General features: G+C 68.4%; 24 protein-coding genes. 16 read left to right on the forward strand and 8 right to left on the reverse strand.

The genetic code is table 11. The features are described from left to right. Window positions 1–244 precede the first annotated feature (244 nt). Window positions 245–1,462 carry a pyridoxal phosphate-dependent aminotransferase gene (locus FFF93_RS13000; protein WP_138768553.1) on the forward strand — a complete coding sequence of 406 codons (1,218 nt, stop codon included), beginning with the start codon at window positions 245–247 and terminating at the stop codon, window positions 1,460–1,462. Between the two features lie 82 nt (window positions 1,463–1,544). Here FFF93_RS13000 and FFF93_RS13005 read toward each other — a convergent pair whose 3' ends face one another. Together FFF93_RS13005 and FFF93_RS13010 are read right to left on the reverse strand one after the other, a co-directional pair. Then, the gene (locus tag FFF93_RS13005) at window positions 1,545–2,234 is read right to left on the reverse strand and encodes a response regulator transcription factor (RefSeq protein WP_261375127.1); all 690 of its coding nucleotides are present in this window, start codon (window positions 2,232–2,234) and stop codon (window positions 1,545–1,547) included. After that, complete coding sequence (locus FFF93_RS13010) at window positions 2,231–3,589, reverse strand: ATP-binding protein (protein ID WP_138768552.1); 1,359 nt, start codon at window positions 3,587–3,589, stop codon at window positions 2,231–2,233. The genes FFF93_RS13005 and FFF93_RS13010 overlap by 4 nt, the downstream gene beginning before the upstream one ends. Before the next feature lie 125 nt (window positions 3,590–3,714). Here FFF93_RS13010 and FFF93_RS13015 point away from each other — a divergent pair, with 125 nt between their 5' ends. The 5 genes from FFF93_RS13015 (at window position 3,715) to FFF93_RS13035 (ending at window position 7,806) form a co-directional block, all read left to right on the forward strand. Next, on the forward strand, window positions 3,715–5,289 hold the full coding sequence (locus tag FFF93_RS13015; protein ID WP_138768551.1) for a PspC domain-containing protein: 1,575 nt from the start codon (window positions 3,715–3,717) through the stop codon (window positions 5,287–5,289). Window position 5,290: 1 nt separating this feature from the next. Then, window positions 5,291–5,545, forward strand: a complete 255-nt coding sequence (locus FFF93_RS13020) for a hypothetical protein (RefSeq protein WP_138768550.1) — start codon at window positions 5,291–5,293, stop codon at window positions 5,543–5,545. 3 nt (window positions 5,546–5,548) lie between these two features. After that, complete coding sequence (locus tag FFF93_RS13025; protein ID WP_138768549.1) at window positions 5,549–5,803, forward strand: PspC domain-containing protein; 255 nt, start codon at window positions 5,549–5,551, stop codon at window positions 5,801–5,803. 233 nt (window positions 5,804–6,036) lie between these two features. After that, entirely contained in the window at window positions 6,037–7,062 is a 1,026-nt protein-coding gene (locus FFF93_RS13030) for a 6-phosphofructokinase (RefSeq protein WP_138768548.1), read from the forward strand. 33 nt (window positions 7,063–7,095) lie between these two features. After that, a complete protein-coding gene (locus FFF93_RS13035) occupies window positions 7,096–7,806 on the forward strand; it encodes a GNAT family N-acetyltransferase (protein WP_138768547.1) in 711 nt (236 codons plus the stop codon). Between the two features lie 37 nt (window positions 7,807–7,843). Here the strand turns inward: FFF93_RS13035 and FFF93_RS13040 are convergent, their stop codons facing one another. The 6 genes from FFF93_RS13040 to FFF93_RS13065 all read right to left on the reverse strand — a co-directional run bounded on the left by FFF93_RS13040 (window position 7,844) and on the right by FFF93_RS13065 (window position 13,344). Further along, window positions 7,844–9,379, reverse strand: a complete 1,536-nt coding sequence (locus FFF93_RS13040; RefSeq protein ID WP_138768546.1) for a DHA2 family efflux MFS transporter permease subunit — start codon at window positions 9,377–9,379, stop codon at window positions 7,844–7,846. Between the two features lie 61 nt (window positions 9,380–9,440). Next, entirely contained in the window at window positions 9,441–9,902 is a 462-nt protein-coding gene (locus FFF93_RS13045) for an ankyrin repeat domain-containing protein (RefSeq protein ID WP_138768545.1), read from the reverse strand. Beyond that, entirely contained in the window at window positions 9,899–10,981 is a 1,083-nt protein-coding gene (locus tag FFF93_RS13050) for a folate-binding protein YgfZ (protein ID WP_138768544.1), read from the reverse strand. Before FFF93_RS13050 ends, FFF93_RS13045 begins: the two co-directional genes overlap by 4 nt. 22 nt (window positions 10,982–11,003) lie before the next feature. Beyond that, window positions 11,004–11,726: a flavodoxin family protein gene (locus FFF93_RS13055; protein WP_395858390.1), complete on the reverse strand. Its 723-nt coding sequence runs from the start codon at window positions 11,724–11,726 to the stop codon at window positions 11,004–11,006. A gap of 85 nt (window positions 11,727–11,811) precedes the next feature. Further along, the gene (locus FFF93_RS13060; protein ID WP_138768543.1) at window positions 11,812–12,426 is read right to left on the reverse strand and encodes an FABP family protein; all 615 of its coding nucleotides are present in this window, start codon (window positions 12,424–12,426) and stop codon (window positions 11,812–11,814) included. A gap of 183 nt (window positions 12,427–12,609) precedes the next feature. Continuing rightward, window positions 12,610–13,344, reverse strand: coding sequence for a permease (locus FFF93_RS13065; RefSeq protein ID WP_138768542.1), 735 nt, complete (start codon window positions 13,342–13,344; stop codon window positions 12,610–12,612). 295 nt (window positions 13,345–13,639) lie between these two features. Between FFF93_RS13065 and FFF93_RS13070 the strand changes: the two genes are divergently transcribed. From FFF93_RS13070 to FFF93_RS13115, 10 genes are all read left to right on the forward strand, one after another. After that, complete coding sequence (locus tag FFF93_RS13070; protein ID WP_138768541.1) at window positions 13,640–14,338, forward strand: response regulator transcription factor; 699 nt, start codon at window positions 13,640–13,642, stop codon at window positions 14,336–14,338. 272 nt (window positions 14,339–14,610) lie between these two features. Continuing rightward, window positions 14,611–15,606 (forward strand): mycothiol synthase, encoded by a 996-nt coding sequence (gene mshD / locus FFF93_RS13075; RefSeq protein ID WP_138768540.1) that lies wholly within the window; start codon window positions 14,611–14,613, stop codon window positions 15,604–15,606. Window positions 15,607–15,708: 102 nt separating this feature from the next. Beyond that, window positions 15,709–17,973, forward strand: coding sequence for an RNA degradosome polyphosphate kinase (locus FFF93_RS13080; protein WP_261375128.1), 2,265 nt, complete (start codon window positions 15,709–15,711; stop codon window positions 17,971–17,973). Between the two features lie 8 nt (window positions 17,974–17,981). Next, window positions 17,982–18,950, forward strand: a complete 969-nt coding sequence (locus tag FFF93_RS13085) for an NUDIX hydrolase (protein WP_315851453.1) — start codon at window positions 17,982–17,984, stop codon at window positions 18,948–18,950. 140 nt (window positions 18,951–19,090) lie between these two features. Next, the gene (locus FFF93_RS13090) at window positions 19,091–19,894 is read left to right on the forward strand and encodes a thymidylate synthase (RefSeq protein ID WP_138768538.1); all 804 of its coding nucleotides are present in this window, start codon (window positions 19,091–19,093) and stop codon (window positions 19,892–19,894) included. After that, the gene (locus tag FFF93_RS13095) at window positions 19,891–20,484 is read left to right on the forward strand and encodes a dihydrofolate reductase (RefSeq protein WP_138768537.1); all 594 of its coding nucleotides are present in this window, start codon (window positions 19,891–19,893) and stop codon (window positions 20,482–20,484) included. Before FFF93_RS13090 ends, FFF93_RS13095 begins: the two co-directional genes overlap by 4 nt. Next, window positions 20,484–20,702, forward strand: coding sequence for an NF038396 family protein (locus FFF93_RS13100; protein ID WP_138768536.1), 219 nt, complete (start codon window positions 20,484–20,486; stop codon window positions 20,700–20,702). Before FFF93_RS13095 ends, FFF93_RS13100 begins: the two co-directional genes overlap by 1 nt. A gap of 172 nt (window positions 20,703–20,874) precedes the next feature. Further along, window positions 20,875–21,828, forward strand: coding sequence for a WXG100 family type VII secretion target (locus FFF93_RS13105; RefSeq protein ID WP_138768535.1), 954 nt, complete (start codon window positions 20,875–20,877; stop codon window positions 21,826–21,828). Between the two features lie 19 nt (window positions 21,829–21,847). After that, window positions 21,848–22,504, forward strand: coding sequence for a hypothetical protein (locus FFF93_RS13110; protein ID WP_138768534.1), 657 nt, complete (start codon window positions 21,848–21,850; stop codon window positions 22,502–22,504). 5 nt (window positions 22,505–22,509) lie between these two features. Next, on the forward strand, window positions 22,510–22,926 hold the full coding sequence (locus FFF93_RS13115; protein ID WP_261375129.1) for a hypothetical protein: 417 nt from the start codon (window positions 22,510–22,512) through the stop codon (window positions 22,924–22,926). Window positions 22,927–22,990 lie beyond the last annotated feature (64 nt).

Genomic DNA, 22,990 nt, shown 5'->3' on the forward strand with positions numbered 1-22,990 from the left:
CCCTGAGGCGCACGCCATCATCGTGTTTTCAACACCGGAGAACCAGTCTACGCAACAACTGCGTCCACGTCGAACCGGCTCCCTCCGGACCCCGCGGCCTGCGGAAATCGGCGGACCCTGAGGTCTCATTCCCGCTATGGGTCACATTCACACCCGGCACCCCGGAGGATCCGCTGAACAGCATAGAGTAGATTTCGTCGAATCCCACATCCAGCCACGAGCTGAACGCGAAGAACGGACCCCAATGCCTGCCGCCCGCATCTCCCAGCGCATTTCCGCCATAGCCGAATCCGCCACACTGGCTGTTGATGCCAAGGCGAAGGCGTTGAAGGCGGCCGGCCGGCCGGTTATTGGTTTCGGCGCCGGCGAACCCGACTTTCCCACTCCGGGGTACATCGTCGACGCCGCCATCGAGGCAGCGGGCCAGCCCAAGTACCACCGGTATTCCCCTGCCGGCGGGCTGCCGGAGCTGAAGCAGGCCATCGCGGACAAGACTTTCCGGGACTCCGGCTACAAGGCCGAAGCCTCCCAGGTGCTGGTCACCAACGGCGGCAAGCAGGCCGTCTACAACACTTTCGCCACGCTGCTGGACCCGGGCGACGAGGTGATTGTCCCGACGCCGTTCTGGACCACCTACCCCGAAGCCATCCGGCTGGCCGGCGGCGTTCCGGTGGAGGTCTTCGCCGGCCCCGAGCAGGGCTACCTGGTCACCGTGGAGCAGTTGGAAGCGGCCGTCACGGACCGGACCAAGATCCTGCTCTTCGTCTCCCCGTCCAACCCCACCGGCGCCGTCTACTCACCGGAGCAGGTCAAGGAGATCGGCCAGTGGGCCGCCGCCAAGGGCCTCTGGGTGGTCACCGACGAGATCTACGAGCACCTGACCTACGACGGCGTGCCGTTTACTTCGATCGCCACCGCGGCCCCCGAACTTGGCGACAAGGTGGTCATCCTCAACGGCGTCGCCAAGACCTACGCCATGACCGGCTGGCGGGTCGGATGGATGATCGGCCCGGCCGACGTCATCAAGGCCGCCACGAACCTGCAGTCGCACGCGACGTCCAATGTCTCCAACATCATGCAGATCGCGGCCCTCGCGGCCGTGTCAGGTCCGCTCGCCGCAGTGGATGAGATGAAGGTGGCGTTCGACCGCCGGCGTAAGGCCATCGTGGCCGGGCTCAACGCGATCGAGGGCGTGGACTGCCCCACCCCCAAGGGCGCGTTCTATGTCTACGCGGACGTACGGGCGCTGCTGGGCAAGGAGTTCCCCACCGCGAACGGCCCCGTCCGGCCCTCGACGTCGGCCGAACTCGCCGCGCTGATCCTGGACGAGGTGGAGGTGGCGGTGGTCCCCGGTGAGGCCTTCGGCCCCTCCGGCTACTTGCGGCTCTCCTACGCCCTGGGCGACGACGACCTCGCTACCGGCGTCGGCCGTCTCCAGGATTTCCTCGGCAAGGCCAAATAGCAGCCCCGAACCTCTGATGCTCTATCACTTAGGGTCCTTAAGCCGGGGGCATAGGGACCCTAAGTGATAGAGCATCTTTGTGTCAGAGGAGGCGGCGCTCCGCGGCCCAGCGGGTCAGCTCGTGCCGGCTGGAGAGCTGGAGTTTGCGCAGCACCGCGGAAACGTGGGTCTCGACCGTCTTGATCGAGATGAACAGCTCCTTGGCAACTTCCTTGTAGCTGTAGCCGCGGGCGATCAGCCGCATCACTTCGAGTTCGCGGGCCGACAGGCGGTCCAGCTCGTTGTCGGCGATGTCCGCGGGGGCGGTGCCGAAGGCGTCCAGGACAAAGCCCGCCAGCCGGGGCGAGAACACGGCGTCGCCGCCCGCTACCCGCCGCACCGCATCGCTGATCTCTGCCCCGGAGATCGTTTTGGTGACGTAGCCCCGCGCCCCGGCGCGGATCACCGAGACGACGTCCTCGGCGGCATCCGAAACGCTCAGCGCGAGGAACCTGGTGCTCCCCAGCAACGGCCCGGAGCCGGCCAGCACGTCGCGGCCGCCGCCGCCCAGTCCCCCGGGGAGGTGCACGTCCAGCAGGACGACGTCGGGCCGTGCGGCGGCGATCACGGCGACCGCTTCCTCCACCGTTCCGGCCTCACCGACCACGACGATATCCGGGTCCAGGTCGGCCTTCAGCCCGGAACGGAAGATGGCGTGGTCATCGACGATCACGACGCGCGTGGCACCGGGAGGGGTCCCTGCCCCGCTGCCGGCCACTGGCTGGTTGCTCACTGTGTGTCCTCTCCGTTCGTTCCGGCAGTGCCGTTGGTTGCCGCGGTGCCGTTGGGTGGCGCGGCGGCAGCGAGCGGCAGTCTCAGCCGGACCTCGGTGCCGTCGGGGCTGCTGGCGATGGTGGCGGTGCCGCCGTGGCGCCGCATCCGTCCGATCATGGATTCACGCACGCCCAGCCGGTCTGCGGGGATGGACCCCGGATCGAAGCCTGGACCGCGGTCCTTGACGAAGACTTCGGCGGCGTCGTCGGTGACTTCCAGATAGACCGAGACGGCGCCGCCGCCGTGGCGGGCGGCGTTGAGCATGGCCTCGCGCGCTGCCTGGACCATCGCCTCAAGGCGTTCGGTGAGGGCGCAGTCGCCTACGGTCACGACGTCCACCGCGTGCCCGAGGGAATCTTCCACCTCGGCTGCGGCGGCCTGGAGCGCGTCGGAGAGCTGGCCCGTTTCCCGTCCCGGGTCACGATAGAGCCAGCCCCGCAGCTCGCGTTCCTGGGCGCGGGCCAAGCGGACGACGTCGTGCTCGTTGCCGGCCCGCCGCTGGATCAGGGCCAGGGTCTGAAGCACCGAGTCATGCAGGTGGGCAGCTATCTCGGCCCGTTCGGTGGCCCGCACCCGGCCGGCGCGCTCGGCTTCCAGGTCCCGCCAAAACTTCAGCCCCCAGGGCAGCAGCACCAGCGCCACCCCGCCGAGGACGGCGACGGACGCCAGCAACGCAAGCCAGGTCTGCTCCCAGGAGCCGGAGCCGGAGACCATCAGCAGCACCCCGGCCACCACCAGGCCGAGGCCGGCCGCGAGACGTGCCCAGCCGCCGGCCTGGTCGGCTTTGGTCTTGTCCACAATGCCAGCGCGCCGGGTCTCATCCAGCTGCATCCAGGCGATCGCGGCGCCGCCCAGGATCGCGGCCACCGGGATCAGGGTGCCCAGCGGGACGTCCAGGCCGAAGAGCCGCGCGGTCAGGATGCCGCCGGCGAGGAGCAGCCCGGCGCCGAGGAGGATCTCCTTGCCGTACGGCATGCCCGGGAGCCGGGTCCGCCAGGAGCCGGCCGGCGCACCGGGAGGGGCGGCGGCCGCGCCGGGGGAAAGGCCGTCCCCGGCCCGGTCACTGACCGCCGGGGCGATCGGCGACGCCGGCTGCCGGGCGCTGCGCTTGGCTCTCTCGTCCGCCGTAGGCACCATGATCCAGAGCCAGGCATAGAACGCGACGCCGGCCCCGCCCGCGAGCGCCGCCACAACCATGCCGATCCGCACCATCTGCACCGGCCAGCCGAGGTGGTTGGCGAGGCCCGCGCAGACTCCGGCGATCATGCGGTCGCTGCTGCGGGCCAGCGGCGGGCGGGAAACGGCTGTTGTCATGGCTCAATCCAAGCACGGACCGGGGTTTCCCGGAGCCGTTTTCGGGCCGAACCGGGGGCCGCTCAGGGACAGTTCAGGGTGTTCCCCAGTAGAGCGGAGGCCCCCGTGGGCAGGAGGATCGAAGTATGAACCCGCACACTCCGCACCCAGATGAAGACCCGAGCCTCCCGGGCCGTCCGGAAAGCACACCGGACAACGCCCCAAACGGCACGTCGGACGCCCCTGCCGCCGGTTCCGGTTCCGGTTCCGCCGAGCAGCCGGCGCCCGACGGCGGACCCGGCCAGGAAGCGCCTCCCCTCTACCCGCCAGGCGGGCCGTACCCCTCCCACGCAGGCGCCACGCCGCCGCCCTACCCTGGCGCCCCCGGAGCGCAGCCGCAGAACTTCTTTGACTGGATCCGCGGCCACGGCATTTACCGGGGCCGCGAACGCTGGATCGGCGGCGTCGCCAGCGGCATCGCGCAGCGCCTCGGCGTCGACCCGCTGATTGTGCGGGGCATCCTGATCGTGCTGACGGTGTTCGCCGGCGTCGGCGTCCTGCTCTACGGCCTGGCGTGGGCCCTGCTCCCCGAGCCCGACGGACGGATCCACGTCCAGGAGGCGGCGGCGGGCCGCTGGAGTTCGGGCATGACCGGCGCCCTGGTGACAACCATTATCGGCTTCCCCAGCCTGGGCAGCGGCGCCTGGGGCTGGGACCGCTACGGATTCGGCGCCTTCGTCTGGACCGTGTTCTGGGTGGGCGGGGCCATCTACGTCATCTACTACCTGACCCAGCGCAACAAAGCCCGCCACCCGGGCGCCCCTGGCAGCCCCACCTACAGCCCGGCCGGGCAGGCCCCGGACCTTACGGGCCAGGGCTTCCCCAACCCGACTGTGCCGAACCCGACCGTGCCGAACGCGACTGTGACCAACCAGACCGTGCCCAACCAGACGCTGCCGTTGGAGGGCGTCCCGGGCCGCGGCTGGCAGGACCACTCCGCGCCCGGTCCCACGCCGCCCTATGGCGGAGGCAACGGCGGCGGGTACGGCGCCTACGGTCCGGTGCCGCCCCCGGCGCCCGCCCCGAAGACCCGCAACCTGGGCCCCGGTGCCCCGGCCGTTGCCGTCACCGTCGGCCTCGCCCTGCTGGTCGGCGGCGGTATCAAGGCCCTCGACGCCGTCCATGCGATCAGCCTGGGAACAGCGGGCAACGCCGTGGTGTGGGCCAGCGGCGCGGCGGTGCTGGGGCTCGGCATCCTCATTTCCGGGCTCCGCGGCCGCACGGCCGGCATTCTGGGCTTCTTCGCCGTCGTCGCACTGATCATCGGCGGAATCTTCAATCTGGTGCCCAACGCCGACCGGGCCCGCTTCCAGAACGTCGACTGGAGCCCGCTGAGCATTGAGCAGGCGACGGGCGGCTTCGACATCACCGGCGGGACAGGCACGGTTGACCTGACCAAGCTGAACCTGAACCCGCCGCTGGGCTCCGACGTCGTGGTCCGGCTGGACGCAACCGCGAGCAACGTCACGGTGGCCATCCCGGCCACCGTCCCGGTCCAGGTGCAGACGGACCTGACCATGGGCAACCTCAACGACGGCCGCGGCAACCACGGCGGCATGACCACCCAACAGAGCGACTACAACACGGACAAGGCCGGCGGGCGCCTGATCGTCAAAATCTCGGGGACGCTGAGCAACATCACCGTGAAGGAAGGGAACTGACATGAACAGCTATGACCCCGCAGCGAACCCGCCGGAAACCCCCGGCAGCCCGCGGGCCCGCGTGGGCACCGTGGTCTGGGGGCTGATTGTCCTGGCCCTGGCCGCACTGACCATCATCTCCCGGCTCGGCATCGTCACCCTGAACGGGACCTACGTCCTGATCGGACTGATGATCGGCGCCGGAGCCGCGCTCGTGATCGGCGGGCTGCTGTCCGCCCGCGGACGTGACAAAGACACCACGACAGGGAAGGCTTGAACCATGGATAAGTTCTTCAGCATCGTCCGGGGCTTCGGCCTGAAACGCGGTCCGCAGCGCTGGCTGGGCGGCGTCTGCGGCGGGATCGCCGCCAAGCTGAACGTCGACGTCGCGTACGTCCGCATCGCGTTCCTGCTTTTCGCCCTCCTCCCCGGCCCCGCCTTCGTGTTCTACCTGGCCGCCTGGCTGGTGCTGCCGGACCAACGGAATGTGATCGTCCTCGAATCCTTCCTCGAGCGCCGCGCCGGCCAGCCCTAGCCTGCCCTAGCCGGGCCGGGCCGGCCGCCCGAGGCAGGTCCCCCGGGCTCCCGGTCCCCCGGGCCGCGCGCCGCATGTTACGGCACCCGGTTCCAGTGCCCCCGCCCCCGCCGGCGGGGGCACTGGTCGTTGGTCACGGTTTGTGTCCTGCCCCACATGCGCCGGTAGACTTCTAGGTGAGCTCAGCGTGGCGCTCTGCCTGTACCCCTTCGAACCAGGATTTGAGCCGAGACATGAAAATTGGAATCCTCACCAGCGGCGGAGACTGCCCCGGACTGAACGCCGTCATCCGCGGCGCCGTCCTGAAGGGCATCGCCGTGCATGGCCACGAATTCGTGGGATTCCTCGACGGGTGGCGCGGCGTGGTCGAGGGCGACGTCATCGACATTCCCCGCGCCCTGGTCCGCGGCATCGCCAAGCAGGGCGGGACCATCCTCGGAACGTCCCGGACCAACCCGTTCGAGAATAACGGCGGCCCCGAGGTCATCAAGGCCAACATGGAGCGGCTCGGCATCGACGCCATCATCGCCATCGGCGGCGAAGGAACCCTGGCCGCCGCAAAGCGCCTGACCGACGCCGGCCTAAGGATCGTGGGCGTGCCCAAGACCGTCGACAACGACCTCGACGCCACCGACTACACCTTCGGCTTCGATACCGCCGTCGAGATCGCCACCGAGGCAATCGACCGGCTGCGCACCACCGGGGAATCCCACCACCGGACCATGATCGCGGAAGTGATGGGCCGCCATGTCGGGTGGATTGCGCTGCACGCCGGGATGGCCTCCGGCGCCCACGCCATCCTGATCCCCGAGCAAAAGGCCTCGATGGAGCAGATCACCGAATGGGTCCTTTCGGCCCGCGACCGCGGCCGCGCCCCGCTGGTCGTCGTCGCCGAGGGTTTCGTCCCGGAGGGCCAGGAATCGCCGCATTCCGAGCGAGGACTGGACACCTTCGGCCGCCCGCGCCTCGGCGGCATCGCCGAACTGCTGGCACCCGAGCTGGAGGCACGGACCGGCATCGAGACCCGGGCCACCGTGCTGGGACACATCCAGCGCGGCGGCGTCCCCACGGCGTTCGACCGGGTCCTCGCGACCCGTCTCGGTATGGCCGCGATCGATTCCGTGGTCGAACAGCGCTGGGGCACCATGGTGTCGCTGCACGGCACCGACATCGTCCATGTCGGCTTCGACGCCGCCCTCGGCAACCTCAAGAGCGTGCCGAAGGACCGCTACGAGGAGGCCGCGGTTCTCTTCGGCTGAGGCTTCAGGGCGGCCGGTGGGTAGGGTTGGGTCATGACTCTTGAGCCCGGATCCGCCGAAATCGTCCAGCTCGCGTGGGACCGCAGGCTGGGATTCGACGACGGCGCTTTCGCGGGCGCCGCGGGCCGCCGCCTCACCCGGGCCGACGACGCTGCCCGTTCCCTGCAGTTCGTCCGCCTGTTCGGCAGCTCGGCGTTGGTCGGACCGCATTGGGCGCTCAACGCCGCCGGCGGCTACACGGACGAGGAACTGGCCCAACATGTCACGCTGCTGACCATCACCCGCGGGCACGGCGGCCACGGGCTGGGCGCCGCCGCACTGTTCTTCGCCGACGACCTGCCCCTGCAGCAGCCCTCCGAGGAACTGACCGTCTCCCGCGGGAACCCGGAAGCGATCGAGCTCGAAGCGCTGTGCCCGCCGGACGACGTCAATGAGGTTGGCCTGGCGGACCTGGAGCACCGCTTCACGATCATGCACGTGGAAGACGGCCGCCGGACGCCCGTGGCGTGTGGCGCCTATACCGAGTGGGAAGGCATCCTGGCGCAGCTCGGGGTGCTGGTGGCACCGGAGTGGCGGCGCCGCGGCGTCGGGACGCTCGCCGCGTCAATTGCTGCCCATGAGGCCCTCGCCTCGGGTCTGACGTTGCAGTGGCGCGCCGACGTCAGCAACAAGGGCTCGCTGGCCTTGGCCCGGAGCTTGGGCTTCACCGCCGGCGGCATCCAGACCAGCGTGCTCCTGGGCTAGGCTCCCCGCGGAAGCCCGGCCCAGGAGGCATCCGGGCTTAGCCCCGCCTGGCCTCGGTGCTGTCCGCCACGGAGTGTTCGCTGCCGGCCGCCGGTACCGCGCCCGGAGTGTCCCAGCCCTGCTGTGGCTGGGGCTTGGCGAAGAACAGCGCCACGGCCGCGCCGAGCAGGATCACCGCCGCCGGCAGCAGGATGGACTGGCCCATCGCCGTCGAGAATCCCTCGTGCAGCGCCTCCGGCAGTGAGCCGCCGAAGGCCATCGGGGCCGGGCCTCCTGATGCGCCCGGGGCTGCGGGGAGCTCGGCCGCGAGCCGGGCCTGGATCAGCACGGCGATGGCCGCGCTGCCGAGTACGGCGCCGATCTGGCGGGTGGTGTTGTAGACGCCGGACCCTGCCCCTGCCTGGCGCGGCGGCAGGTTCCGGGTGGCCGTAGAGCTCAGCGGAGCCCAGATCCCGGCGTTCGCGAAGCCCAGCACGGCGCTGGGGAGCAGGAAGAGCCAAATGGGGGTGTCCGGATGCATCAGCGAGGCATTCCAGAACAGCGCCACGGACATCAGGGTCAGCCCGCCGGCCGTGATGAATTTCGGGTTGACCCTGTCGATGATCCGGCCCACCACCGGGGCCAGTCCGCCGGAGATCACCGCCATCGGGACCATCATGAGCGCGGACTGCGTCGGGGTGAGGCCGCGGACCACCTGGTAATAGAAGATCAGCGGGAGGCTGAAGGCGGTCACCGTGAAGCCGACGGTGGTGATGCCAAGGTTCGCGAGCGAGAAGTTTCGGTCCTTGAACAGACCCAGCGGCAGCAGCGGTTCGCCCTTGTTAACCCGCTGCCAGGCTACAAACGCAACCAGGACCACGATGCCGCCGATGATGAGGCCCCACACCGTAACGGGGCCGGTGATGGTGCCCCAGTTGTAGGTCTCGCCCTCCTGGATACCGAACACCAGGAGGAACAGGCCGATGGCGCTGAGCAGCACACCGGGGATGTCGAACTTGTGCGGGTGCGTGCTCAGGGAGGGGACGAAGCGCAAGGCAAGGACAAAGCCGGCGATGCCGACCGGGATGTTGATGAAGAAGATCCACTCCCAGCCCAGGCCGTCCACCAGGACGCCGCCCAGGATCGGGCCCACCAGCGTGGCGACGCCGGCAGTGGCGCCCCAGATGCCCATGGCCGCGCCGCGGCGGTCCGGCGGGAAGATCCGGGTGATGACGGCCATGGTCTGCGGCGTCATCATCGCCGCACCGAGGCCCTGCAGCACCCGCGCCTCAATCAGGGTGTGGACGTCGCCCGAGAGCCCGCACCAGAGCGACGCCAGGGTGAACACCACCAGGCCGGTCAGGTAGAGCCGCTTCGGACCGAAACGGTCGCCGAGCCGGCCCGTGATCAGCAGCGGGACTGCGTAGGCCAGCAGGTAGGCGCTGGTCACCCAGATCACCGAGTTGATGTCGGCGTTCAGGCCTTCCATGATCCTGGGGTTGGCTACCGAGACGATGGTGGTGTCGATCAGGATCATGAAGAATCCGATGACCAGGGACCAAAGTGCGGCCCACGGCCTGGTTACGTTTTCCATCGGGGTTCCTTACGGTGCGTGGTGCCGGCTGAAGTTTTGGGAAGGTCTGGTGTGCGGCTCTTCAGCCAAGAAGAGCCAGAATATCGTTTCGGGCGAACATCTGGGCGGCCGCCCGGGCAGTGGGGTTGCCGGCGTCGGGGTCGGCGCCGGCGTCCACCAGCACCCGCACGACGTCCGGGTAGTTCTTGAACACGGCCCCCGCCAGCGGCGTCTGGCCGCGGTCGTTGGCCGTATTGGCATCGCCGCCGTGGGCCAGGATCAGCCGGACGGTGTCGGCGTGGCCGTGGTAGGCCGCGAGCATCAGCAGCGAATCACCCGCCGCGTTCGTCAGTGTGGCCGGAGCGCCCGCAGCGAGGTAGCCGCCGAGCATGGTGGAGTCCCCCTCGCGGGCGGCGTCGAACAGGGCATGGGCCAGGGCGAGGGTCTCGTCGTCGGGCCTCGGAACTGCGGCCGCGGCCGACTCCGGAACCGCGGCCGACTCCGGAACCGCGGCCGGCACGCTGTGCTCCGGCCTGGCGTTCATCGGGTCCCCCGGAGGAACCCCGTCTGGCGCCCGACTACTTGCCCCGCGTCGGGCGCGACAATGAGTTCCTGTGCCGCCGTGTAGGCTTCCTCGCCGTCCATCACGGTCAGGACCTCGTCCGGCGCGACGGAACGCTTGATGACGGCCAGTGCCACCGGACCCATTTCATAGTGCTGCGCCACGGAGGTGACGGTGCCGACCTTGCGTTCGCCGGCCCGGACTTCGCTGCCGACGGCGGGCATGGTGTGCTGCGAACCGTCCAGCTGGAGGAACACCAGCCGCCGCGGCGGATGGCCCAGATTGTGTACCCGCGCAATGGTTTCCTGGCCCTTGTAGCAGCCCTTCGCGAGGTGCACCGCGGTGCGCAGCAGGTCCAGCTCGTGCGGGATGGTCTTGTCGTCGGTCTCGGCTCCCCAGCGCGGCCGCCACGCCGCGATGCGCAGCGCCTCGGCCGCCAGGACGCCGGCCAGCGGGCGTCCGTCCACGGCCGCCTCAAGCTCGGCCGCCGGCACGAGGTATTCGAACCACGGCCGCTCCAGGCCCGGGTGCGATTCCTCGCCGACCACCGCGTAGGAATATCCGCCAGCTCCGACGTGCGGCCAGGGGTCCTCCCAGACCAGCCGTCCGGACCACTCCGGAACGGGGCGGGTAGCTCCCACCACGGCCCAGTCCGCCGACACATCGGCAACCTCGACCCGGAGCATGAACTTCATCCGGGTGAGCCATTCGGCCAGCGGCGCGGCCTCGGCCGCCTCCACGATCAGCCACGTGGTGGCGCCGTCGTCCACCACGCGCGCATCGAACTCGATCCGGCCCTGCACGCTCAGCAGCAGCAGTTCAGTGGATTGTCCGGGTGCCAGGGCGGTGAGCTGCTGGGAGGACAGGGTGTTGAGCCAGCTCAAACGATCCGGCCCGCTCACCGTGACCACGCCGCGCTGGGAGAGATCGACGACGGCGGTGCCGTCGGCCAGCGCGCGCTGTTCGCGCAGCGGCTCGCCGTAGTGGGCGGCGACGCCGGCATCAGCGCCGGCCGCTTCGACCGCGCCCGGGCGCGACAGCAGGGGGCTCTTGGTAGTCATATGAAGTAGAAGTCCCCAGCCCTCAGCGGTATTCCGGATTTTCGAAGTCGAATCGTGTGCCGGCTTTCCATTCGTCCGGCAGATTACCGTAGGCGGGAATTCCGCCTGCGTCCTTGAGGATCCGGGCCAGGTGCAGCAGGTTCCACGTCATGAAGGTGGTGTTGCGGTTGGTGAAGTCGCTTTCCGGTCCCCCGGAGCCTTCGTCCAGGTAGCTCGGTCCCGGGCCGACCGCCCCGATCCAGCCGGCGTCGGCCTGCGGCGGGATGGTGAAGCCGATGTGCTGGAGGCTGTAGAGCACGTTCATGGCGCAGTGCTTGATGCCGTCCTCGTTGCCGGTGATGAGGCAGCCGCCCACCTTCGGGTAGAACGCCCACTGGCCTTTGGAGTTCAACTGGCCGGAGTGCGCGTACAGCCGTTCGATCAGCTTCTTGGTCAGGGACGAGTTGTCGCCCAGCCAGATCGGACCGGCGACGACGACGATGTCCGCCTCCTGCACGGCGGGGTAGAGTTCCGGCCATTCGTCTGTGGCCCAGCCATGCTCGCGCATATCCGGGTAGACGCCGCTGGCGATATCGTGGTCTACCGTGCGGATGACGCGGGTGGCGACGCCCTGCTTCTCCATGATCCCGCGGCTGATCTCGATCAGGCCTTGGGTATGGGACTTCTCCGGCGACCTCTTCAGGGTGCCGTTGAAGAAGACCGCCTTGAGGTCGCTGTACTGGGCCGGTTTGGTGATGCCATTCACTGTGGTGCTCCCTGTGTTCGCTGCGGAGAACGGAAATTCAGTGAGACCCCGGCCGCCGGCCGGACGTGCGATTCAGCCGTGCGGTTCAGCCGACTTTGCTGAGAATGGCGGAGGCATGGGCTTCCAGGCCGCCGCCGGGGGTCGAACCCTTGCCGGTGGCGACATCCCACCGCCAGAGCAGGTTCCCGTCGACCAGGCCGAAGATCCGCGTGGCCGCCGTGTACTCCTTGGAATGGCTGCCGCGCATCACCATGTCAGTGCTGAGCTGGATTTGCGGGCCCTTGATCTGGCCGTAGTACAGCTCCGAGATTCCGCCCGGATGCGCGATCGAGACGGAGATGTCGAAGCCTCCGTCACTGTTGCGCAGTTCCTCGACTTCGTCGGCACTCTTGAGCACGGGCACGATGTCTGCCGGGATCAGGCCGGGACCGCCGTCCTCCTCGCGCTGTTTGCGCTCCAGAGCCCAAAAACCCGTCTCCACGGTCAGCGGACGGAGCTTGGTTCCCTCGTCATCGGTCAACCACGACTCGGCCCGGTACTGCAGGTACGGCAGGCCGTTGTGGGTGAAGGAGACGTGCTGAAGGAAGTGCTCGGAATCTTCGTCCCCGGCGCCCAGCCTGCCCCTGCCCTCCCACTCACCAATGAGCCAGGACAGCGGAACGATTTCAGGTGTCAGGTCGGTAGGAATTTCAATCGGCACAGCAGCTACCTCTGGAAACTACGGGTTCTGGATAGGTGGCGGTTCCGGCCGCTTACTTCTGGCCTTTGAAGAGCCGGTACACCACAAAGCCGGCGAACCAGGCCATGGCCAGGCTGGCAACGCCAAGCAGGACAAGGAAGAAAATCTCAAATGCAAGTACGGACATGATGCCATCCTAACGCTTTAGTGAAGGAGTAGTTTGTCTATGAAGTAGGCCAGGGAACCGACCGCGGAGACGGGCCCCAGGCCCATGCCCAGCACGGCCGGCAGGTTCAGCGTTTCACCGCGCAGGATCACGAGCCGGCGGAAGCTGACCAGGACGGCCCCGACGACGATCCCGACGAGGGCGGCCGGCACGACGGCGATATCGGAGAACACCAGGCCGGCCAGCGGACCGGCGAGGCCCGCCCCGATGATTCCCAGCGGCGCGACGATCCGGTCCGGCCAGCGGATCAGGCCCGCCATCAGGGCGATCGCCGCGCTGATGGCGGCGATGAGCAGCATTTCGCGCACGCCGTTGAAGCGCGAGCAGGCGATCCAGCCGGCCCCGAGGCAGGAGAGCAGCACGCCCGCGCACGAGCCCAGGGTGGACTCGAGCCGCTGAGCCTGGCCGGTGCCGCGGATCAGCTGCATCACGAAGACGGCCATCACCCCGGCCGCCACAAACGCAGGCGTCCAGTCCAGGAAACCCGGCGCAGGAAGGTAGGTTGCTGCAATAGCCGACCCTATTCCGGGCAGGCCGATCAGGGCGGCGAGGGTTTTCTTGGCGGGGATGCCCAGGAAGTGCGGCCAGCCGATGCCGACGCAGGCGGCGGTGAGCGCGGCGACGGCCAGCAGCGCCTCCGGCGTGGAGTAGGCGCCGGCGATGATCGCGGCGAGCCCGGCCAGGCCGATGACCCCGACGCTCCAGGACTTCACGCGGCTCTTCTCAATGCTGCTGTTCCCAACGCTGTTTTCCCCCTGCGGATCGTCACCTGCGGATCTTCCCAATGCGGTTCTCCGGATCAATCCTGCCCTATCTGGACGTTTTGTGTCGCAAAAGAACGCCGCTGGAGCGGCGAAACAGTGTCTGCGAAAGGGCGGTTGGGTATACTCAAGAATCAGCTAGCTTCCCCCGGCAGCCGCAGGCAGGGCACCGACAGGAAGCTCAGTACCGGCCGGTGAAAGCCCGGCTCAGACGCCCAAAGATGCGCGGACACCCCTTGGAGGAACCATGTCGCACATCCTGCTACTGACGAACAGCACCGGCTCATCGGTGGATGTCCTGCCTGCGCTGGAACTGCTCAACCACCGCGTCCATATTCTTCCCGCCGAGCCGACGGCCCTGCTGGAAACCGACCCGTGCGACATCGTCCTGCTCGACGCGCGCAAGGACCTCGTGGGGGCCCGCTCCCTTACCCAGCTCCTCAAGGCGACCGGCCTGAGCGCCCCGCTCATGCTGATCCTGACCGAAGGCGGCATGGCGGCCGTGTCCTCGGCCTGGGCCGTGGACGACATCCTGCTCGAATCCGCCGGCCCCGCAGAAGTCGAAGCCCGCATCCGGCTCGGCGTCGCCCGCGCCCTGCCCGATGCGGACGACACCCCTACGGAGATCAGGGCGGCCGGCGTCGTCATCGATGAGGCCAGCTACACGGCCCGGGTCAACGGGGCCGCGCTGAACCTGACCTTCAAGGAATTTGAACTGCTCAAGTACCTGGCGCAGCACCCCGGCCGCGTCTTCACCCGCCAGCAGCTCCTCACCGAGGTGTGGGGCTACGACTACTACGGCGGCACGCGCACCGTGGACGTCCACGTCCGCCGGCTGCGGGCCAAGCTCGGCGCCGACCACGAAAACCTGATCAGCACGGTGCGCAACGTCGGCTACCGCCTGACTCTGGTCCGCCAGCCGGACGAGGAACTCTCCGAGGCCTGAACGGACGCACCGCCGCAGCGGGACACGAGCCGGACACGAAAAAGCCCCGGACCTTGAAGGTCCGGGGCTTTCGTTTCGCCGGTTGGCGTTTCGGTGGAGGACATACGGGTCGAACGTATCGAGGCCACCCCAGTGGTGGATCCCCCTCACATCCAGTCAACGGTTTCGCACCGTTCAGCCGGATGAGATATCGACTATACGTCCCCGGGGCGGATGCATCAAATCCGAGGGATTCCGCGCGTCGGCAGGCGGCGGACGTATAGCCTTGCACCATGAGTCCCGCGCATCCGGAGAACTGGCCCGTACTCACCCTTCAGGGAGCTGTCGACGAACAGCTCCTGCGGGACGTCACGACGCTCGTGGCCGCCGCCGAAGAGTCGGACGGCAACCCGCCGCTATCCGAGCAGACCCTCGTCACGCTCCGCGCCCGCGACGCCGGTCCGCACACCGTGCTGGCCCTGGCCCTCTACTCCCCCGACTATTCCGGCGACTCCCCGGCCCGGCACCGCGCCGGCGCGGGCCGCGGCAACGACCTGGCCGGGTTCGCCGTGGTGATCGGGGAACCCGACGGGACCGGGGTGCTGGAAGTGGCCGTGCACCCGAGCTACCGCAACCAGGGCGTCGCGGACCGGCTGGTCGGCGAACTGCAGACGGTGCGCGGCTTCGCCGGCCTCAAGGCCTGGTCGCACGGCAATCACGAGGCCGCGGCGGACCTGGCCGCCCGCTACGGCTATGCCCCGGTCCGGGAGCTCTGGAAGATGCGGCTCGCCACGGCCGCCTCTGCACTGCCCGACGTCGCCCTGCCCGACGGCGTCTCGCTGCGCGGCTTCGTGCCGGGCCAGGACGAGGAGGCCTGGCTCGCGGTCAACCGGGCCGCGTTCGCCCACCACCCGGAACAGGGGAACATGAGCCGCGCCGACCTGGACGCCCGGATGGCCGAGCCGTGGTTCGACCCCGCAGGATTCCTGCTCGCGGTCGACGTCGCCGGCCGGATCCTCGGCTTCCACTGGACCAAGGTCCACCCCCGGCACGGCGAGCACCCGGCGATCGGCGAGGTGTACGTCGTCGGCGTCGCCCCCGAGGCGCAGGGCACCGGGCTGGGCAAGGCACTCACAGTCGCCGGCATCAGGCACCTGCAGCAGCAGGGGCTGCACGCCGTCATGCTGTACGTCGACGGCGACAACATTCCCGCCGTCGAACTCTACCGCCGGCTCGGGTTTTCGCGCTGGGACATGGACGTGATGTACGCGCCGCGGGACGGGCAGTAACGGTACCGGCGGCCGGGCCCCCGGGACGGTCGAAACCTGGGCTCATCCGGAGCTGATTCCTTGTAAGGTTGAAGCTAACTCGCGCCAGCATTAGGAGAGACCATGCAACGGGATTCTGCCCGGACAGCCACGTCTGGAACCGCCACGCCGGACAAGGCAGCGCGTCCAGTGCGTGCGCGTTTCGGCTCCTCCGAAGTGCCCGCGTCGCGTGCCACCCAGGACCGGATCGACATTCCCGAGTTCGCCCCCAACCTGGAACCGGAAGGCGATATCAGCCCCGACCGTTTCCTCGACCGGGAGCTGAGCTGGCTCGCGTTTAACTCGCGCGTGCTGGAACTGGCCGAAGATCCCAACCTCTACCTGCTGGAGCGCGTGGCTTTCCTCTCCATCTTTGCCTCCAACCTGGACGAGTTCTTTATGGTCCGCGTAGCCGGGCTCAAGCGCCGCATCGCCACCGGCCTCGCCGTGCCCTCCCCCGCCGGGCTGAGTCCCATGCAGGTGCTGGAACAGATCGGCGAGGCCGCCCACCGACTCCAGCAGCGCCACGCCCGCGTGTACGCCGAGCAGATCCGGCCTGCCCTGGCCTACGAGCACATCCACCTGATGCACTGGGAAGAGCTGGACGACCAGGCGAAGGACCAGCTCAGCGCCATGTTCGCCGAAAAGGTCTTCCCGATCCTGACGCCGCTGGCCGTGGATCCGGCCCACCCGTTCCCGTACATCTCCGGGCTCTCGCTGAACCTGGCCGTGGTGGTCCGCAACCCGGTCAGCGATAAGGAACTCTTCGCCCGCGTCAAGGTCCCGGACCAGCTGCCGCGGCTGATCTCCATCGACGGCCCGCGCGCCGGCTCGGTCCCCGGCCGGGTGGCACGGTTCATCGCGCTCGAGGAAGTCATCGCCGTCCACCTGGACCAGCTCTTCGCCGGGATGGAGGTGTTGGAGCACCACACCTTCCGCGTCACCCGCAACGAGGACGTCGAGGTCGAAGAGGACGACGCCGAGAACCTGCTGCAGGCGCTGGAAAAGGAACTCCTGCGCCGCCGCTTCGGTCCGCCGGTCCGGCTCGAAGTCACCAATGACATCAACCCCAACATCCGGGCGCTGCTGATCCGCGAGCTTGGTGTGGAGGAATCCGAGGTCTACTCCGTCCCGGCCCCACTGGACCTGCGCGGGCTCTCGGTCATCGCCGGCATCGACCGCGCGGACCTGCACTATCCCAAGCACGTGCCCCACACGTCCCGGTACCTCAACGAGTCGGAAACGTCCAAGGCGGCGAATGTCTTCGCGGCCATGCGGCGGCGGGACATCCTCCTGCACCACCCCTACGATTCGTTCTCCACCTCCGTGCAGGCCTTCCTCGAACAGGCCGCCGCGGACCCCAAGGTCCAAGCCATCAAGCAGACCCTGTACCGCACCTCCGGCGACTCGCCGATCGTCGATGCACTGATCGACGCCGCCGAGGCCGGCAAACAGGTGCTCGCCCTGGTGGAGATCAAGGCCCGCTTCGACGAGCAGGCCAACATCTCCTGGGCCCGGAAACTGGAGCAGGCCGGTGTGCACGTGGTGTACGGGATCGTGGGCCTGAAGACCCACTGCAAGCTCTCCCTCGTAGTCCGCCAGGAAGTGGACGGGCTGCGCCGGTACTGCCACATCGGCACCGGAAACTACCACCCGCGCACGGCCCGCTACTACGAGGACCTTGGCCTGCTGACGGCCAACGAGCAGGTGGGCGAGGACCTGTCCAAGCTTTTCAACCAGCTCTCGGGCTACGCCCCGAAGTCCACGTTCAAGCGGCTGCTGGTCGCCCCGCGCTCGGTGCGTTCGGGGCTGATCGACCGGATCGAGACGGAAATCCGCAACGCCCGGGCCGGGATTGCCGCCCGCGTCCAGATCAAAGTCAACTCGATGGTGGACGAAGCCATCATCGACTCGCTCTACCGGGCTTCGCAGGCCGGCGTGCAGGTCGACGTTATTGTCCGCGGCATCTGCTCGCTGCGTCCCGGCGTGCCGGGACTGAGCGAAAACATCACGGTCCGCTCCATCCTGGGCCGCTTCCTGGAACACTCCCGCGTCTTTGCGTTCGCCAATGCCGGCAACCCGGTGGTTTACATCGGCTCGGCCGACATGATGCACCGCAATCTGGACCGCCGGGTGGAGGCCCTCGTGCAGCTCAGCAGCGGGGACGACACCTCGTACGTCCTCGATATGCTCCGCCGCTACATGGATCCGGGCACCGCCAGTTGGCACCTGGACCGCGACGGCGAATGGATCCGCCACCACCTCGCCGAGGACGGCACGGCGCTGCAGGACGTCCAGTCTTGGCTGCTCGCCTCCCGTTCGCGGCAGCGCTCGGCGAGCCTGCGCTAGGGCCGCCGGTGGCTAATAGCGATTCGCTGGTAGCGGACCAGACTGACCATCCCGGCGAGGCGATCGCCGTCGTCGCGGCCGGCGCCCTGCCGTGGCGCCTCAACAAGGACAAGCTCGAGGTCCTCCTGATCCACCGGCCCCGGTATGACGACTGGTCCTGGCCCAAGGGCAAGCTGGACCCGGGCGAGACCGTTCCCGAGTGCGCCGCCCGTGAGGTGGAAGAGGAGATTGGCCTCAAGGCACCCCTGGGAATCCCGCTGCCGCCCATTCACTATCATGTGGCGGCCGGGCTGAAGGTTGTGCACTACTGGGCTGTCGACGTCGACGGCGCCCCGCTGCACCCGGACGGCAAAGAGGTTGACAGCGTCATGTGGTGCTCGCCGGAGAAGGCGGCGGGCCTGCTGAGCAACCCGAGCGACCGCGCGCCACTGGAGCACCTCGCCGCCGCCCATGCCCGCAATGAGCTGGAAACCTGGCCGCTGCTGGTGGTCCGCCACGCGAAGGCCAAGCCGCGCTCCTCCTGGTCCAAGGCCGAGGGTGACCGCCCGCTGGCCGCCACCGGTGCCCGCCAGGCCCAGGCAGTCGGGCGGCTGCTGCAGGCCTGGAGCCCCTCGCGGGTGGTGACCAGCCCGTGGCTTCGCTGCGTGGCCACGGTCGCCCCCTACGCCAAGGCCGTGGACGCGAAGGTGAAACTGCACGAGTCCCTGACCGAACATCTGCACGGCCGGAGCCCGCACAAGACCGCCAACGTCGTCGAGTCCCTCTTCGACAAGGAGCGCGCCGTGGCCCTCTGCACGCATCGCCCGGCCCTGCCCACGGTCTTCGCGCAGCTCGGCAAGCACATGAACTCCCGGCTGCGTGCGCTGCTGCCGGCCAACGACCCTTACCTCTCCCCCGGGGAAATCATCGTCTGCCATGTCTCGCGCACCAAGGGCAAGGTTGTTGCTGTGGAGCAGTTCCGGCCCTTCGACGACTAGGTCCCTGACCCCGGCGCGCCGCGGATCGACGCGGTGATCGACGCCGTCGACCGTCCTATTGCGGAGGGCGGTCGTAGAGACCCGGCTCGGCCGGGACGGCGAATAAAGTCCCGGACGCCAGTTCTCAGTAGACTGGGGGCGTGAGCATCCCTACGCCCTATGAAGACCTGCTGCGCGACGTGCTGGAGCACGGCACGCACAAATCGGACCGCACCGGGACGGGCACCCGCAGCGTGTTCGGCCGGCAACTCCGCTTCGACCTGGGCAAGAGCTTCCCGCTCATCACCACCAAGCGGGTGCACTTCAAGTCCGTGGCCGTGGAGCTGCTGTGGTTCCTGCGCGGGGACAGCAACGTGAAGTGGATGCAGGACCAGGGCGTCACCATCTGGAATGAATGGGCCGACGCCGACGGCGAACTTGGCCCGGTCTACGGCGTGCAGTGGCGCTCCTGGCCGACACCCGACGGCGGCCACATCGACCAGATCGCCGAGCTTGTGGAGAACCTCAAGTCCAACCCCGATTCGCGCCGGCACATTGTCTCGGCCTGGAACGTCGCCGAACTCAAGGACATGGCTCTGCCGCCGTGCCACGCGTTCTTCCAGTTCTACGTCGCCGACGGCAAGCTCTCCTGCCAGCTGTACCAGCGCTCGGCGGACACCTTCCTGGGGGTGCCGTTCAACATTGCCTCCTACGCCCTGCTGACCTGCATGCTGGCCCAGCAGACCGGACTGGAACCGGGCGAGTTCGTCTGGACCGGCGGCGATGTCCACATCTACGAGAACCACCTGGACCAGGTCCTCACCCAGCTGCGCCGGGAACCCTACGAATATCCGCAACTGAAGATCACCCGCAAACCGGAATCCATCTTCGACTACACCCTTGAGGACTTCGAGGTGGTCGGCTACCAGCACCACCCGACGATCAAGGCCCCGATCGCCGTATGAGCAACGAGACGAGCAAACACATGGAACCCGTCGATTTCACCGAACAGCTCCGCGGCACCGTCACCGGGCTCGGGCTGGTGTGGGCACAGACCAACACGGGAGTGATCGGCCAGGCCGGATCCATGCCGTGGCACCTGCCCGAGGACATGGCGCACTTCAGCCGGCTCACCACCGGCCACCCCGTCATCATGGGCCGCAAGACCTGGGACTCCTTCCCGGACAAGTACCGCCCCCTGCCCGGACGGACGAACATCGTCATCACCCGGCAGGAAGGCTGGGGCGGGACGCCGGAAGCGGAAGGCGCGCTGGCGGTCAAGTCGCTCGATGACGCGCTGCTGGAGTCCCAGTTCGCGCCGGGGCAGCAGATGGTCTGGATCATCGGCGGCGGCGAGGTCTTCACGCAGTCCCTAGACCTGGCCGACGTCGCCGTGGTCACCACGATCGACGCCGCCACGGAGGGCGACACCTTCGCCCCGGAACTCGGCTACGACTGGGCCGCGGAAGCCAGCCTCCCCGCTGACGGCTGGCTGACCGCCGCGAACGGCACCCGCTACCGCATCACGCTGTGGCGCCGGACCGAGGCCAAATAGTGCTGCGCAAACCTGAGACCCTCTTCGTCCTCGGCTACATGCTGCTGCCCCTGCTGGCGTTGCTGTCCGCGATCGTGGGGCTGACCATGATCCTCGGCGGCAACAAGATTGCCGGCGCGATTGTCCTCGTCATCGTCACCCAGGTATTCGCCTTCGGTGCGGTGTTCGCCCTGCGACGGCGCAAGAGCGCCCTGCTGGCAGAGCCCGACGCCGACTAGCGGCACCCGCACGGCCGGGCGGCGGCCGGGCCGGGACGCTGCCATGGGGAGATCACCCCATCGCGGCATCCGGGACGCCCCGCTAGATTGGTGCCGGTCAGATTCTTTGGCCAGAATGCATTTGGTTTGGCGGCGGCCCCTTAGGCTGTTGCCCGTAAAGGGGGTTGCCAGCATGGCAGGAAACGTGTGGGGCGCCGACGTCGCCCAGCTGCGGACGCTCGCGCAGCACTTTGGCAAGACGTCGGAGACGCTGCTGCAACAGTCGTCGGTCCTTACCTCCACGATCAACAACAACACCTCGTGGAAGGGCGCCGACAGTGCCCGGTTCAAGTCCGACTGGAACGGCAGCCACCGCGCGCTGATCCAGCAGACCGCGCGCGCCCTGAAGGAACAGTCCAAGCGGCTAATGAGCCAGGCCGACGAGCAGGAGAAGGCCAGCAACGCCGCTCCCGGCTCCGGCGGAGGACCGGGGACCGGAACCGCCGGCAGCACCGGCGGCCAAGGAAGGCCCGGCTCCAACGATCCCTGGGGCCCGGACTGGTTTTCTGACCCCTCGTCCCCGTTCCGCGGCGGCTGGGACTTTTACAACGTCGTCAAGGCGTTCCCCAACCTTCGCTCCGGCCTCTTCGACATCGCCGGCATGCTGCAGAAATCCCGGATCGGCGATTTCTTCGATCCGGCGGCATGGAAGGCCTTTCAAAACTCCAACGAGTTCAGCAAGTTTTTCAACGTCTCCAACCAGTTGTTTGAGGGCAAATGGCATGAAGCCTTCAACCTCACAGAAGGAACCAAGGCCTTCGCTGCCTTCGACGGCCTGGGCAAGGGGCTTGGCGTTGTGGGGGTCGGCTTGGACGGTATGGACGCCATTAACTCCCTGGCGGACCACGAGTACGGCGATGCCGCTTATTCGTCGGCCAAGGCGCTCATTGGAGCCGGCTCTTTCCTGCCGCCGCCCGCCGGAACGGCCTGCATGGTCGCCAGCGCGGGCCTGGCCCTTTACGACAACGTCCCCGTCGTCCACGACTCGGTGAACTGGGTGGGCGGCAAGATCGCTGACGGAGCGAGCGCCGTCGGGGATTCCATTTCCGACGGCGCGGAAGCTGTTGGCGACTTCTTTGGCTTCTAATAACGAGGAGATCTAGATCGTGACTGAGACAACAACAGTTCGTCCGGGAGCCGGACAGCCTGTCTACCCGGATTCCATCGGGTTCGGCTTCGCCGAGCTCGTCGCGCTGCTGAACCTGGCGCACGGGCCGGCCGCCACCGCGAGCGCCGAGGCGCTGCGCGTGGCCAAGGAGCTCGAGGACCCCACGGTCGTGTCCGCTGGAGCTTCCTCGCTGGTGGCACGGGGCGCGGCGACCGTGGAGCCCGACGGCACGCTGTCCGTCAGCGGGCCGGTGGCCGCGGTAACCCGGGCACTGACCACCGCCACTCGCCGCATGCAGATCAACCTGCTCACGGCAGACTCCGCGGACAGTGTCCTGGCCGTCGAGTCCGAGGACTACCGCATCCTGCTGCAGCCGCGCGCCTTCTTCAGCTGGTTTGCCATGGCGCAGGATCCGGACATCACCCCGGAGGAGGCGAATTTCTTTATTATGCGGAAGCACCTCGAGGACAACCCCGCTGGCGGCGCCACCTTGCGCCGCCTCGATGACGCTTCCGGGCGCCAACTGCTGCTCAAGCGCTCCGGAGAATCCTGGACGGTCGGCTACAGCACCCCCGGGGCCGGGGACATCGACGAGCTCACGGGCCTGGGCGATGCCGAGGTACTGGACCACATCCGCACCATCCGGGAAGGCTGAACCTCGTGCCCAACGACGCTGCCGACCGCCAGCACGACGCCGAGGTCCGCGCCCTGCACGAACGCGCCGTGGCCGCGGGAGAGAAAAGGCTCCTGACCAGGACCATGGACCGCGGCCGGCTGCACTCCTACGCCGCGGACGAGATCGGCTTCGCCCGCGCCGGATCCGGTCCGATCGTCACCACAGCCTTCGGCATGGTCATCCTGGCAGCCGTGTTCGCCGCCGTGACGGTCTTCTCCATCGTCCTCGTCGCCGCCCCGACGTCGCAGGGCGAAAGCCCGCTGTGGGGCGCGCTCGTGCTGACCGGGATTGGCACCGCCGGCGTGCTCTACGCCGTCCGGCTCGCCGTGTCCGAATTCAAGGCCCGGCGCATCCGCCGCGAACGCGGGCTTCCGGAACCGAGCCCGCGCCAGCTGAACTGATGCCGGCCGTCCCGTGCGCGGCTGCCCGCTGCCGTGACGTAACCGACTGCGGCGTTGCCACCGC

Source organism: Arthrobacter sp. KBS0702, assembly GCF_005937985.2.
In the GTDB taxonomy this organism is placed as follows: Bacteria; Actinomycetota; Actinomycetes; order Actinomycetales; family Micrococcaceae; genus Arthrobacter.

What these genes read in the sequence shown, in the direction of transcription:
- FFF93_RS13095 (WP_138768537.1), top strand. Translation starts at nt 19,891, where the DNA reads ATGAGCAACGAGACGAGCAAACACATGGAACCCGTCGATTTCACCGAA.
- FFF93_RS13025 (WP_138768549.1), top strand. Translation starts at nt 5,549, where the DNA reads ATGGATAAGTTCTTCAGCATCGTCCGGGGCTTCGGCCTGAAACGCGGT.
- FFF93_RS13080 (WP_261375128.1), top strand. Translation starts at nt 15,709, where the DNA reads ATGCAACGGGATTCTGCCCGGACAGCCACGTCTGGAACCGCCACGCCG.
- FFF93_RS13070 (WP_138768541.1), top strand. Translation starts at nt 13,640, where the DNA reads ATGTCGCACATCCTGCTACTGACGAACAGCACCGGCTCATCGGTGGAT.
- FFF93_RS13050 (WP_138768544.1), bottom strand. Translation starts at nt 10,981, where the DNA reads ATGACTACCAAGAGCCCCCTGCTGTCGCGCCCGGGCGCGGTCGAAGCG.
- FFF93_RS13040 (WP_138768546.1), bottom strand. Translation starts at nt 9,379, where the DNA reads ATGGAAAACGTAACCAGGCCGTGGGCCGCACTTTGGTCCCTGGTCATC.
- FFF93_RS13045 (WP_138768545.1), bottom strand. Translation starts at nt 9,902, where the DNA reads ATGAACGCCAGGCCGGAGCACAGCGTGCCGGCCGCGGTTCCGGAGTCG.
- mshD (WP_138768540.1), top strand. Translation starts at nt 14,611, where the DNA reads ATGAGTCCCGCGCATCCGGAGAACTGGCCCGTACTCACCCTTCAGGGA.
- FFF93_RS13030 (WP_138768548.1), top strand. Translation starts at nt 6,037, where the DNA reads ATGAAAATTGGAATCCTCACCAGCGGCGGAGACTGCCCCGGACTGAAC.
- FFF93_RS13000 (WP_138768553.1), top strand. Translation starts at nt 245, where the DNA reads ATGCCTGCCGCCCGCATCTCCCAGCGCATTTCCGCCATAGCCGAATCC.
- FFF93_RS13010 (WP_138768552.1), bottom strand. Translation starts at nt 3,589, where the DNA reads ATGACAACAGCCGTTTCCCGCCCGCCGCTGGCCCGCAGCAGCGACCGC.
- FFF93_RS13015 (WP_138768551.1), top strand. Translation starts at nt 3,715, where the DNA reads ATGAACCCGCACACTCCGCACCCAGATGAAGACCCGAGCCTCCCGGGC.
- FFF93_RS13105 (WP_138768535.1), top strand. Translation starts at nt 20,875, where the DNA reads ATGGCAGGAAACGTGTGGGGCGCCGACGTCGCCCAGCTGCGGACGCTC.
- FFF93_RS13035 (WP_138768547.1), top strand. Translation starts at nt 7,096, where the DNA reads ATGACTCTTGAGCCCGGATCCGCCGAAATCGTCCAGCTCGCGTGGGAC.
- FFF93_RS13020 (WP_138768550.1), top strand. Translation starts at nt 5,291, where the DNA reads ATGAACAGCTATGACCCCGCAGCGAACCCGCCGGAAACCCCCGGCAGC.